General features: G+C 52.7%; 10 protein-coding genes. 5 read left to right on the top strand and 5 right to left on the bottom strand.

Annotation, left to right across the window (positions count from 1 at the left end):
• Positions 1-141 precede the first annotated feature (141 nt).
• Both KTT_RS29085 and glk read left to right on the top strand, forming a co-directional pair.
• On the top strand, positions 142-1,242 hold the full coding sequence (locus KTT_RS29085) for a WD40 repeat domain-containing protein (RefSeq protein ID WP_126603220.1): 1,101 nt from the start codon (positions 142-144) through the stop codon (positions 1,240-1,242).
• Positions 1,243-1,599: 357 nt separating this feature from the next.
• Positions 1,600-2,622: a glucokinase gene (gene glk / locus KTT_RS29080; protein ID WP_126601200.1), complete on the top strand. Its 1,023-nt coding sequence runs from the start codon at positions 1,600-1,602 to the stop codon at positions 2,620-2,622.
• Positions 2,623-3,119: 497 nt separating this feature from the next.
• On the opposite strand, the gene KTT_RS29075 is transcribed toward glk, so the two are convergent.
• A complete protein-coding gene (locus KTT_RS29075; protein ID WP_126601199.1) occupies positions 3,120-4,130 on the bottom strand; it encodes an aldo/keto reductase in 1,011 nt (336 codons plus the stop codon).
• A 211-nt stretch (positions 4,131-4,341) separates the two neighbouring features.
• Positions 4,342-5,061 carry a ThuA domain-containing protein gene (locus KTT_RS29070; RefSeq protein ID WP_126601198.1) on the bottom strand — a complete coding sequence of 240 codons (720 nt, stop codon included), beginning with the start codon at positions 5,059-5,061 and terminating at the stop codon, positions 4,342-4,344.
• A 291-nt stretch (positions 5,062-5,352) separates the two neighbouring features.
• Between KTT_RS29070 and KTT_RS29065 the strand changes: the two genes are divergently transcribed.
• On the top strand, positions 5,353-6,804 hold the full coding sequence (locus KTT_RS29065; protein ID WP_126601197.1) for a hypothetical protein: 1,452 nt from the start codon (positions 5,353-5,355) through the stop codon (positions 6,802-6,804).
• Between the two features lie 191 nt (positions 6,805-6,995).
• On the opposite strand, the gene KTT_RS29060 is transcribed toward KTT_RS29065, so the two are convergent.
• The gene (locus KTT_RS29060) at positions 6,996-8,471 is read right to left on the bottom strand and encodes a hypothetical protein (protein WP_126601196.1); all 1,476 of its coding nucleotides are present in this window, start codon (positions 8,469-8,471) and stop codon (positions 6,996-6,998) included.
• An 893-nt stretch (positions 8,472-9,364) separates the two neighbouring features.
• On the opposite strand from KTT_RS29060, the gene KTT_RS29055 reads away from it, so the two are divergent.
• Both KTT_RS29055 and KTT_RS29050 read left to right on the top strand, forming a co-directional pair.
• Positions 9,365-9,958 carry an NUDIX domain-containing protein gene (locus KTT_RS29055; RefSeq protein ID WP_126601195.1) on the top strand — a complete coding sequence of 198 codons (594 nt, stop codon included), beginning with the start codon at positions 9,365-9,367 and terminating at the stop codon, positions 9,956-9,958.
• Between the two features lie 279 nt (positions 9,959-10,237).
• The gene (locus KTT_RS29050) at positions 10,238-10,597 is read left to right on the top strand and encodes a hypothetical protein (protein ID WP_126601194.1); all 360 of its coding nucleotides are present in this window, start codon (positions 10,238-10,240) and stop codon (positions 10,595-10,597) included.
• Between the two features lie 95 nt (positions 10,598-10,692).
• On the opposite strand, the gene KTT_RS29045 is transcribed toward KTT_RS29050, so the two are convergent.
• Positions 10,693-11,967, bottom strand: coding sequence for an adenylosuccinate synthase (locus tag KTT_RS29045; RefSeq protein ID WP_126601193.1), 1,275 nt, complete (start codon positions 11,965-11,967; stop codon positions 10,693-10,695).
• Between the two features lie 5 nt (positions 11,968-11,972).
• The gene (locus tag KTT_RS29040; protein ID WP_235845976.1) at positions 11,973-12,857 is read right to left on the bottom strand and encodes a TrmB family transcriptional regulator; all 885 of its coding nucleotides are present in this window, start codon (positions 12,855-12,857) and stop codon (positions 11,973-11,975) included.
• Between the last annotated feature and the right edge of the window lie 250 nt (positions 12,858-13,107).

Below are 13,107 nucleotides of genomic sequence, written 5' to 3'. Positions count from 1 at the left end.
AAATGGATTCTCCAATATAAAGATATTTTAACAAATTATTAATGCTAAAGCGCGACTCGAAGATATCAAAGAGATTATAATCTTCTTATGTCGCTTTATATATCATAAAATGCATAAAGCTGCATAAGGAAGGTACAATTAATGCGAAATTACCTTAAGTGTTTTACATATACTTCTGCTACACGCGTCTCTCGTCGGTCTCTGTGCCTGGCGGGTCTGGGACTGCTATCGGCAGGTACTAGCCTCAATATCAGGCATATGGTTGGCGCAAGCGGCCGGACTGCTGCGCCCGATAACCATTTGCTGCTGACGCGGCAGAACAATCATAGTACCGCGCTGGCGTGGTCTCATGATGGTGGTTGGATCGTTTCAGGAGGTAAGACGTCGCCCGTTGAAGTCTGGGATGCGTCTACTGGAAAGACGCGGGTCTCTCTGGCTGCCAGAGATGGAGTGTTGCTCGATTGCTCGCCCGATGGTCGCTACGTTGTAACGGCCGGTGGCATCGAGGTTGGAGATGCGTCCAGTTCGGCGGCGGGATTACCACAAACCTTTTCCGAAGTTGTGATCTGGGATGCCACCAGTGGCACGCGCCTGGTTACCTATAATGGTATGTCGTATATCAATGCGGTGGCCTGGTCACCCGATGGTACGCGTATCGCCCTGGCGGGCAGTGACGCGGATGGGGCTACGATCCATGTGTGCGATGCACTGGCGGGAAGGTTGCTGCTGGCGTATCGACAGCATGTGGCCTCGCGCCTGGCCTGGTCCCCCGATAGCCGACAGATTATCTCGAGTATCGATAGTATCATTGGTGGGGTTTTTACCCGTACGACGCGAATATGGGATAGTGTCACTGGCCGCGATGCTGTCGTGCTGAACAATAGCGCTAATGCCTTATCCTGGTCGCCTGATGGTAGCTTGATTGCCTGTGGCGATGCTGAGGTGATCACTCTGCGTGACGCCCGGACGGGAACTGCGACCACTTCCTACAAAACCAATGGCGATCGAGCGCCGATATTGGGCGTGGCGTGGTCTCCGGATGGCCGCTTTATCGCCTGTGTCGGCGGCAGTCCACAATTTCCCGATCCCAAGGGCTTTGTGCAGATACGTGAACAAGTCACAGGACAGATTACCTCCTTCCATGGGCATAAGGTTACTGTCGCAGCCTTAGCCTGGTCCCCCGACAGCTCTCGCCTGGCGAGCAGCTCTTATGATGAAACGATTCGCATCTGGCACATCTGATCAAGAAGTTGGAGTATGCCGGTGTACATGAGGTGGTGCAGAGAGCTCGTACCGCGCTCTCTGCACCACCTCATGTACACCGGCATACTTCTATACCTCAGACTTTCCCCCCACAAATGAGTACAGTGTGATATTATTTTGTGGTACCTTGAATGAGTGCTTGCCTGAACATCAGGCCGGTCTTACTGTGAAGGTGCTGTTTACCTTTATTTTTATATGCGAAAGTCGATTAGATATAGACATATATCGATATCTTTTCGGATTTGTCTGTCGCGGACAAAGCCCCCACTATGTCTACGACCGTTACAATGAAGTGTGCTGTTTTAGACAGTACTTATCGAAAGGTTGCGCTTAATCATGTTACTGGCTGGTGACATTGGAGGAACTAAAACCAATCTGGCTCTATATGCCTCGAAAGAGGATTTTCGTTCTCCAACGAGGGAAGCAACATTGCCGAGTGCGCAGTATCCTACGTTGGCCGCCCTGGTTAACGACTTTCTCAAGAAGATCGATCTATCTAACGTTACTATTGATCGAGCTGTCTTTGGTGTGGCTGGACCAGTCGTTGCCGGCAAGGCGAAGATTACCAATCTCCCCTGGCATATGGAAGAAAAGCAACTGCAGCAGACATTGAATATTCCTTCTGTGACCTTGCTCAATGACCTGGCCGCTATGGCAACGGCTATTCCTCTCCTGAATCCATCTGATCTGCATACGCTCAACGCGGGAAAGCCAGCCAAGCATGGCACCCTGGCTGTGGTCGCTCCTGGCACCGGTTTAGGCGAAGCAATTTTGACCTGGGATGGTGCTCATTATCGTGTGCACCCTTCTGAGGGTGGCCATGTCGATTTTGCTCCTACCAATCCCTTTGAAGTTGGTTTGCTGGTGTATCTACTCGAACGCATGCAGCATGTCAGCTATGAACACGTATGTTCAGGTATTGGGATGCCCAATATTTACGCCTATGCTAAAGAATCGGGCCTGTTCGATGAACCTCGCTGGCTGTCGGACAAGCTATCTCAGACTAAGGATGTAACACCCATTATTGTGCAATCCGCCATGGCACCTAAAGATACCGAGGCTGAATCGAACGCCGAAGGTAGCTACTCGGCTATCTGCGCCGCCACCGTCAGGGTCTTTGCCTCGATTCTGGCCGCTGAAGCTGGCAATATGGCGTTAAAGACGCTGGCCACCGGTGGCGTCTATCTCGGCGGAGGCTTACCACCACGTATCCGCCCCTTTCTGGAGGATCCCGAGTTTATGCATGTCTTCCAGAACAAAGGTCGTTTCTCCGAAATGCTGGCCGATGTGCCTGTACACGTCGTCCTGAACAGCAAAGTGGCCCTGCTCGGCGCAGCCTCCTACGGTTTCGAACAATAAAGCTCCGCTTTATTGTTCCTTTTCGGGCGTTCGCATACGCGGCCGCCCATATTGTTAAGGGGTTGGTGGCATACAACAGGTGGGTGCATCCGCACCCACCTGTTGTATGCCACCAACCCCTTTGTAAAACCCATTTTTAATAAAGTGTTGTGTGTCTGGCGGCACCCACCTGTTGTATGCCACCAACCCCTTTGTAAAACCTATTTAATAAAGTGTTGTGTGTCTGGCGGCACCCACCTGTTGTATACCACCAACCCCTTTGTAAAACCCATTTAATAAAGTGTTGTGTGTCTGGCGGCACCCACCTGTTGTATGCCACCAACCCCTTTGTAAAACCCATTTAATAAAGTGTTGTGGGTCTGGCCGCACAGCGGCCAGACCCACAACACTTTATTAAAATTTCTGAGCGCCGTAGGCGCGTAGAGTCATTGCCGAAGGCACACATCCCCCACCGTGCGTGGGCAACGGGATCCCCATGAGATTGTGCCATACACCTTCTAGAAGGTGTATGGCACAATCTCATCGATCGCCTTCAATTCTTCGGCGCTGAAGTCGAGGTTCTTGAGGGCGGCGACGTTCTCGTCGATCTGCTCAACTTTGGAGGCGCCGATCAGGACGCTGGTAACGGCTGGCAGGCGCAGATTCCAGGCCAGCGCCATCTGGGCCAGCGTCTGACCGCGCTCCCTGGCGATGGAGTTCAAGCGATTCAGCTTGTCCTGTACCTCGCCCCGCACCACTTCCTCGTTGTTCTTACGACCCCACCAGGCGGCCGCGCGCGAATCCTCGGGCAGTTTGTCGCCGAGATATTTGTCGCTCAGCAGTCCCTGGGCCAGCGGACTGTAGGTGATGACACCGATGCCGTTGCGCACGGTATGATCGAACAGATTATGCTCGGGCTTGCGGTCCAGCATGTTGTAGCGTGGCTGGTGGATGGTAATCGGAGCCAGGCCCATCTGTTTCGTAATCTGTACCGCCTGCTCTAGATGATCACCTGGAAAGTTACTGACGCCCACGTACAGAGCTTTGCCCTGGCGAACAATCAGATCGAGGGCGGCCATTGTCTCTTCCAGTGGCGTCTCCGGATCGGGACGGTGGGCATAGAAGATATCAACATATTCCAGGCCCAGGCGTTTGAGGGACTGATCCAGGCTGGCGACGAGGTATTTCTTCGAGAGTCCGTCGCCATAGGGGCCGGGCCACATGTAGTAGCCTGCTTTACTGGAGATGATTAGCTCATCGCGTGGCATGTCTTTCAACACTTTGCCCACGACCTTTTCGGCATTGCCCGGCGGGCGTCCATAGTTGTTGGCCAGGTCGAAATGGGTAATACCTAGATCGAAGGCGCGATACAGACAGGCACGCGCAATCTCTTCACCGCGATATCCACCAAAGGTCTCCCAGGCTCCCAGCGAAATGGCTGGCAACTGCAATCCTGAACGACCGGAGCGGCGATACTGCATGCTATCATACCGGTTTTCAGCGAACTGCTGTGCATCCTCTTCTGGCATGGTAAACGTTCTCTTTCTTGCTTAAAATAATAATAAATCAATATACAATGGACACCTGCGGCGCTCAGCGTCCTTCAATGTGTTGATACATCGGAGGCGCATCCGCGCCCCCGATGTATCAACACACAAACATCAATGCGGCCGCGTCAGCGGACGCCCGTGTAGGGGCGCTCACGCGCCCTGGAAAAAGTGTGTCAGACACGCTTTATAGCTATTTCTCCAGGGCAGGAGTGTTGCCGCGAATCAGCTTGCGGGCTGCGGTTGGATTGGCCCAGCGCACGGCGTTGCTGATAACGAGCTGAACCTCTGGATGATGATAGGTGGGCAGCGTCTCGTGACCGGGACGGAAATAGAAGATTTTGCCCTGCCCTCGTGTGTAGCAGCAGCCGCTACGGAAAACCTCCCCACCGGTGAACCAACTGACAAAGACCAGCGTGTCCGGCTCAGGAATACCAAATGGCTCGCCATACATCTCTTCGTGCTCGATCTCGATGTAATCGCCGATGCCTTCGGTGATAGGATGGCCGGGGGCAACAACCCACATGCGCTCCTTATCATTGGTTTCACGCCATTTGAGATCACAATCTGTGCCGAGTAGCTTTTTGAAGATTTTGGAGAAGTGACCGGAGTGCAGGACTACCAGGCCCATTCCATCTAGTACGCGCTTGTGTACCTTCTCTACAATTTCGTCGCGCACCTCTCCATGGGCCATATGACCCCACCAGAGCATGACATCGGTGTTTTCCAGCACTTCGTCGGTTAATCCATGTTCCGGCTCATCCAGAGTGGCGGTGCGTACGGTGTAGCCCTTTTCGCTGAGCGCTTTGGCCAGCGTGCCATGAATCCCCTCTGGATAAATCTTTGCGACCTCTGGCGATTTGCGCTCGTGGCGGTATTCATTCCAGATGGTGACACGGATGTTTGCTGTCATTGTATGCCTCTTTCTAAGTCGTTACGTTGGCACTGTTGTCGCCTCATCGGGATGTATCTATCTTGCTCGTGTCTTCAAGCAGATAGATGCGAAGAAGATGGCCGGCCAGAATTGACATTTCGGAGCAAGCACATCTTAGTTCGTTTTTATTGTAACACGTGCCTCCTGAAATTGCATGGCGCTCACATCGTTTTTTCATTTTTTAAGGTGTATCTGACATTTGGCCTGTGTTTGTATGCTGATTATGTAATTCTATTTGTGTCATGATGTGCTTTATGAAGGGATAAGCTTATGAGTCAGATACAGGAGAAACCCCCGCAAAGGGAATCTGAACAATCACTGTGGCGACGCTATCGTAGCTCGAAAAAGGCGCGCCGCATTACCGCCATTGTTTTATATCTGTTGCCCGTTGTTGTGCTGGTAACATTGATGTATACCGTGTTTATCCGGCCACCTTTTAATCCCAATGAGGGAAAGCCGACGCCACAACCGGTGACGAAACACCATCAACCAACCGCACAACCGACCCCTACCAGGACGCGTGTCAAAGATCTGGATACCATCGTGACCCAGGTGCTCAACGATATGAATGCGCATAGCTGGGATGATCAGTTGCACACCACTTTGATCAACTGGCGTAAAAGCGACGTTAACCAGGTGAACTGTAGCCCCGATCGCTGTGATCAGCGTGGACATTCCACCCGCCGTGATAGCCTCAATGATTTGCGCATCCTGGACAATATGTACTGGTATAAGATGCGCCACCCCGATGATAAGTCCATTGACCAGTATATCGCTCGTATGCTGCCAACCACACAGCGCGAATGGGGCCATACCGTCCTGAATAAGGGCTGGGTCTACTTTACGTTGCTGCACATGCGGGATTTCAGTCATGATACCGATTATTGGAATCATACCATGCTTGGCTGGGCTACATCCGAGTATAAGCGGATCGATCCCAACCTGGGCGTGCAGCATGGTGACCTGGATACCAGCGCCGGTGGCGGCAACGTCCATCTACAGGATGGTTATCGTGTCGATCACGCTCTGGAGACCAGCCTGGCCCTGGTTGATGCCGGCACACGCTTCCAGCATCCAGAATGGGTGACCGCCGGCAACCGGGGCGCGGAAGCTGTCATCAAACAGGCGTATAATCAGCATTACCACCTCTTTGGTCGCATCTACCTGCTCAACGATTCGCGTTATGGCTCCAATAAGTTGCTGGACACGCAGGCGCGCATGGGCGAGACCGGTCAGGAACTCGAAGCATTGATCAGGACCGGCGCTTATACGCACAACCAGACCTATCTGAAGCTGGCTAAAGAGATGCTGGATAACCTTGAGACCTCGCCCTTACGCGACCGGACCAATGGTGGCTTCTACTTTAAGATGTACCTGGGACCCTATCAAGGCTTTACTACGGGCTATGTTGATAAGAGCATTAAAGAGACTCGTCAGATGCACGTCCTGATCGCCGTTCACCTGGCTAACCTGGTCTTCAACAACCGCTGGGCTGATCTGGAGAAAGACCTTATTCAGGTCGCGACCCAGCGCCTGTTCTTGCCCGCGCCCGTTCCCGGATTCAGCTACCGTGTACTCCCCAACGGTGATATGTATCCCTGCCCTTCCTGCACCGTAGCTCCCAAACTGGAAGACTGGGTTACCTCTGAGGCCGACAACATCAGCCTCGAAGCCTTCCAGACCGTCCTTTCGCATCGTCAATGGCTCTTCCCCACCAATTAACTGGTTGTGCACGTCCCATTCCCAATTAGGACGTGCACTATTATGTTTATATATTGTGGCAATGATGCAAATAACGCGCAATACGCGTTATTTGCATCATTGCCACAATATATAAACAAGGGCGGCCGCGTATGCGGACGCCCGTGCGGGGGTGTCCACCCACACCTGGAAAAAGTGTGTCTGACACCCTCCTAGCTACGCAGGTTGATGCGGAAGTAGTATTCGTTGTTGTGGTTGCCGTAGACGCCATCGAGGTAGTTGCTGAGCGGATTCCCTCCACGGGGTACGATAAATGTGGGTGAGTGGCAGAAGTCGTCATCGGTGCACCCGGGGAACTTCGATATGTCCAGGTGGATTGCTGCTTCTAACTGGGTTCCGTCGGTGTCGCCGGCCGTGCCGGGATAGATGTTGATGCTCTGCCCCTGATCGTCCATCGAGATGAGATAGAAATGGCCGATAGCATCCTGAATAATACGTACCTTGTTGGGAGCTGTCACGTTCTGAATCACATTTTTAATGATGGTACCATGATCGACGATGACGTGATGGACGCCGTCATATTGATTGCTATAAATGATATGCGTACGCCCCTGCGTATCCATATAGGCATCTGTAAGGTAGGTGACGTCGAAGTCGTCATTGCTGCGTGGCTGTACCTGTGTTAATGACAGCTGCTGCATAACGGGATTATAGACGTTGCCGATATAGAAGTACCTGATCTCATTAAAGATATAGTTAAAGTCCTGGGCGCTGGGAAGGCCCAGGCGTGGACGTAGCACGTCACGCATGGCGACCATGGTCAGATCGTTGTTATAGCCAGGAAAGAAGAAGGCATAGGTATGGCGATAATCCATCTGACTGGTATGGAAAGTCCAGGTATTGGTGTTTGGTGAATAGTAGGTCCAGTAAAAGATGCCTGGCACATCATCGCCGGTCTGGAAGAAGACAATGTCTCCCAGTGGATTAATAGCGGCTCCGCTATAGCCCTGATCGCTGGACCATTGCCCTTGTAAGATCTCCTCTTTAAAGGTCTGTCCCAGGTCGTTTGATACAAAGTGATGGGCTTCCTGGTTAGTGCCAGGCCAGGAGAACAGGTGAATCTCATCGTGGGGGCCACGGATAATATTGATGGGCTCAGTGCCAGCATTACCCTGTTTTAGCTCTGTCCAGGTGCTGCTACCAGGTGCCTGGTGCATGAGATGCCAGGTGCGGTTTTGCTGATCGCTACCTTCCGAAATAAATATTGTAAATAGATCACCAGAGGTCGTGCGGATAATACGTAGTTTATGCACGCCCCAACTGTTGGGTACATAATCGCCTTCATTGCCAAAGGCCTGGTCTGTTACCTGATCTAGTTGGCCCAGGGTGGGTACCCCTGGTATGGTGGGCTGAATGATCGTAGATGTTGGGGCGGATGTAGCCTTTGGCTTTGGTTTCGTGGTTGGGGTCGTTGCGTGTGGAGGTACCTGGAATCCAATACCCTGGGATGCTGGCGTGGCGGTCGACGCTGAGTTCGTCATTGGCTGCGGATGCGAATGGGTCTTTTGCGTATAGATAGATATGGAGACGGCGATAACCAGTATGGCTACGAGTGAGAATAAAATGGCCCTTTTCCTACCGCTGATGGCACTACTCCCTTTTAACTTATCTAAAAGTGGCACTTTCAATATTCCAAACCCCCTTATTGAGTTTTTCAATAGGAAATTCACATCTATCTATATGGAAATATCTACGCTGTGCTGGAAATCCAATAGCTTCCAGATATATTAAACGAAAGCTACACGCCTTTCTACTTTGTATATGACTTTCTGCCTATTAACTCTTTCATAATATGGCAAAGCATTTTTCCGCCAACTGTGTTTAGCATAACTGAAGAGTATGATAAGCGGATTAAAAAAACGGCCATGCCGCAAATGTGGTGCCCCTTCTCGATTGTGCTGACACTGTGAAAGTAGATTGCTCTGCCATTGTGGAGCACGTAAGTGCCTCCACACGCGCGGCCGCTACGCGGCCGCGCTGGTTTTTATGTGGGAGCAGCAAGGGCGCATCGCGCCCTTGCTGCTCCCACATAAAAAAGGACTCGTGGGCACGGCAGGTGCGACGCCTCGTGGTGGTTACACCTGCCGTGCTTAGATGTCATGTGTAGGTGTACCAGAGGCGCATCCACTCACTCGCTGCTCCAACCAAAATGGACATCTAAGCACAGCAGATGCGCACTGTGTGTTGGTTACATCGGTCGTGTTTAGATGTCATATGTGGGTGTACCAGGGCGCATCGCGCCCTTGCTGTTCCCGCATAAAAAGGACTCGTGGGCACGACAGGTGCGACACCTCGTGCTGGTTACACCTGCTGTGCTTAGATGTCATGTGTAGGTGTACCAGAGGCGCATCCGCGCCCCTGGTACACCTACACATATCCGATGCGGCCGCGCGTGCGGGGGCGCTCACGCCCCATGACAAGAAGTGCGTCTGGCACTCCCCGATCAAGGAGCCGAAATGTATGGCTTGTACGTCAATAAAGAAAGAAGGCTTTATATTTACTTTTTGGCAAGGATGATGTAATGGATAAGAAAGTAGAGATTCTGGAGCAGCGTGTGCTGCTGGATGATTTCTTTAAAATCGAGGAGGCCCACCTACGCTTCAGGCGTTTTGATGGGCAGATGAGCGATCCGGTTCGCCGCCTGGTGCTGGAGCGCGGTGATGCCGTCGCGGCTCTACTGGTGAATACCAATACCCGGAAAGTGTTGATGACCAATCAATTCCGCTACCCGACCTGGGGAAAAGGACCCGGCTGGCTGCATGAGGTGGTCGCCGGTATGATCGATGAAAATGAGCAGCCGGAGGATGCTGTCAGACGCGAGATTCATGAGGAGATTGGGTACCAGGTTCATGAACTGACTCCGATCGCTACCTTTTATGTTTCGCCCGGCGGCTCTTCGGAGCGTATATTCCTCTTTTACGCCGAGGTGACCAGCGCTGATCGTATCTCAAATGGAGGCGGCCTGGCCAACGAACATGAAGATATCGAGTTAATTGAGGTATCCTTTGATGAACTGTGGGACGTACTTAAAAGAGGAGAAATCCGCGACGCCAAGACTTTAATCGCGGTCCAGTGGCTGCAGCAAAAGTGGCAGACCAATGCCACGCATAGATAGTTTTCGCACCTGCGGTGCTCATCTATCTATTGTTGTGTAAGTGCAGCAGGGGCGCATCCGCGCCCCTGCTGCACTTACACAACAATAGGCGAAAAACCTTTAAGGCCCTATTTAGGGAATCGATATAGACCTTTATGAATTCGCATATATAATGGTCATAGATGCTTTCTATGAACAGGATTTTTTTCTGGCTAGTGGTTGTAACGTTTGTAGGGTATTGGTTGATTTATATATTGTAGATGATTTGTTTTTATGTCTTAAGAAAGAACAGGGGCCATTTTGAGTACATTGATCTGTGAATTTACGGCGGTGACAGCGACACTGCCTGGCAATAATACCGTGGAGAGTTTCCACTATGCGGGAACAACGCAGCAGTTTTCTGCCCTGATGGCTAAATCTACCCCTAAAGCTGTGAACGCCCACCAATCAGCATTTACGGTAAAGCATGCCCCGGTTGGTATTGCTGCGACGGCGGCTAGTACCGGCGGCGCCGGTAATACAGATATGACGGCCAGCGTTTCCTTTAACCCGATGCTCTTTTTTCTTGGTCTCTTCCTGCTGGCGATTTCTATCGCCATGGTCTGGTTCATTTTGAAGCGTGCCGGGCATAAAATAGAGCTCAATGAATTCGTTTCATAAGCTGGACCAGTAAGCCCTTTTATATAGGCTGCACAAATAAAGTGGTATACACTGGGAGGCCTCCCAGTGTATACCACTTTATTTGTGCATATCCCTTATGCCATCAGGGTCTGGTTGCGGTTGGGACCAACACCGACGCTGTGGATGCGTACGCCAACCAGTTCCGACAGGCGATCCAGGTAGGCGCGGGCATTGTGGGGTAGGTCTTCCAGCGTTCTGGCCTGCTGGGTGGATTGCTGCCAGCCGGGAAGCACCTCGTAGACGGGCTCGCATTTTTCGTGGATGATGGGATCAGGCAGGTGCTCGATCATCTCGCCTTTATAGCGATAGCCAGTGCAGACCGGGATCTCGGCCAGGGTGTCCAGCACGTCCAGCTTGGTGATGTTGAGGTCGGTGCAGCCGTTGATCTCGGTGACGTAGCGGGTGATGACGGCATCAAACCAACCGATGCGCCGGGGCCGACCGGTGGTGGCGCCAAATTCTCCTCCCAGGGTGCGCAGATTAGCCCCCATCTCGTCGTGCAACTCGGTTGGCATGGGTCCTGTGCCGACCTGGGTGCTGTACGCTTTGGCTACGCCGATGACGCGGTTGATGTAGCGTGGCGGTATACCAGATCCCGCGGAGGCACCAGCGGCGGTGGGGGAAGAGCTGGTGACAAACGGATAGGAGCCCCAGTCGATATCTTTCATGGCGCTAAGCTGGCCTTCAAGTAAAATATTCTTGCCTTCCTGCAGCGCTTTGCGTACGATTGGCATCGTGTCGACGATGCGCGGCTTGAGTTGCTTTCCCCAGGAGAGCGCGGACGCGATCAGTTCCTCGACATCAAATGGTTGCTGCCCGTAGACGTGCGTGAGGATGGCGTTATGCTTTTTGACGACGGCGCTTAGCTTGACGCGGAGAATCTCTTCGTGGAGCAGATCATGGAAGCGGATGCCAATGCGCCCGACTTTATCGGTGTAGGCGGGCCCGATGCCACGTCCGGTTGTCTCGACGCGATACGCGCCCCTGGCCTCGTCCTCTACTTTGTCGAGTAGCTTATGATAGGGCATAACGACATGCGCTCGATCTGAGACCAGCAGCTGATCGACGGAAACGCCTTTGCTGGCGATGGCTTCCATCTCTGTGATAAGATCCTGTGGATCGATGGCGGTTCCTGTCCCCATGACGCAGATACAACTGGTATTAAAAATACCGCAGGGTACCAGGTGGAGCTTGAATTCACCATAGTTATTGACGACGGTATGGCCTGCGTTACCACCACCCTGGAAACGCATGCACAGGTCGGCCTCGTTGCTCAGAAGGTCTACAAGCTTCCCCTTTCCCTCATCACCCCATTGTGTGCCTACAACTACGGTTACTGTTCCAGCCATGACGGCTACTCCTCTCCAAGATGCGATGCATCTCGCGTTGATGTATGTAAATTTGACGGTAGGTTGATTGGTTGCGATCCCATGGTTGTAATGGCGACGAGGTGCTCGGCGTCCTGCGCGGGCAGCAAGCTGCGGCGCAGATTGACCATGTGCGGACCAAAGGTAGCCTCTAGCTCTGGCGAGAGCCGCTCGTAGATGGCGGCCAGATAGGCCTCGTCGCGAATGAACTTTTCCACCACACGAACCATGGTGCGGTTCTGGGTGACGACGCCGCTGGCCGGGGCATCTAGCGAAGCGACCAGGGCCTCTTCAAAGTCGATTGCCAGCGCGATGACATGGCCCCCCACCACTTTTTCGGGGCCCTCGTGCTGATAGATCATGGCGTAATCGGCGCTGGCTTCGCCAAATAAGTTAAGAATAATCGTACAGCCCCGGTCGCGCGCCTGCTGTAAGACATCGGTCAGACGGTCGAGGTCCTCGGCCCATAGACTGGCCGCGATCCGCTGCCGGGCAGACGCGATCAACTCGCGCAGTCGCGCCTCAATACGACTGTACTCGTTGAGCTCCCAGAAGTGCCCGACGTTATCTGGCCGTTCCAGCGCGGTCAACTGCTGTTCCAGACTCTGGCAGCGTTGGGTGGTCTCCTCTTCAATGCGCTTCAGCAGCCTTGCCGGTGGGACGGGCGCGTAGCGCACGGGGTCCGCGCTCACAGCTATAACACGTTCCTTGGCGGTCAGAGTTTCAAGGGCCTGGTAGGTATTGGCTCTGGGCAATCCAGTCCCCTTGCTGATCTCATAACCTGTCGAGAGCGGATGCTGGAGCAAGAAGATATAGATCTGTGCTTCCGCGCCGGTAAATCCGAGGTGCTTCATCTCCTCAACGGTCGACATCGTCACAACTCTCTCCTTCTCTCTCTTTAGTAGTAGCTCCAACTACTACTATAATAATCGGCTTCTCAATTGTCAAGGGTTAGAGCGTGTCAGACACACTTTTTACCGGGGCGTGATCGCCCCCGCACGGGCGTCCGCTACGCGGCCGCAGCGATTTTTTATGTTAACGCATGGAGTGCGCAAATGCGCACTCCATGCGTTAACATAATTTGTCAAATTATGTTAGTTGGTGTGGCAGGAGCGCGAATGC

The organism is Dictyobacter aurantiacus (genome assembly GCF_003967515.1).
In the GTDB taxonomy this organism is placed as follows: Bacteria; Chloroflexota; Ktedonobacteria; order Ktedonobacterales; family Ktedonobacteraceae; genus Dictyobacter; species Dictyobacter aurantiacus.
The sequence above is the reverse complement of the archived record's forward strand: the minus strand, read 5'-3'. Positions and strand labels throughout refer to the sequence as shown.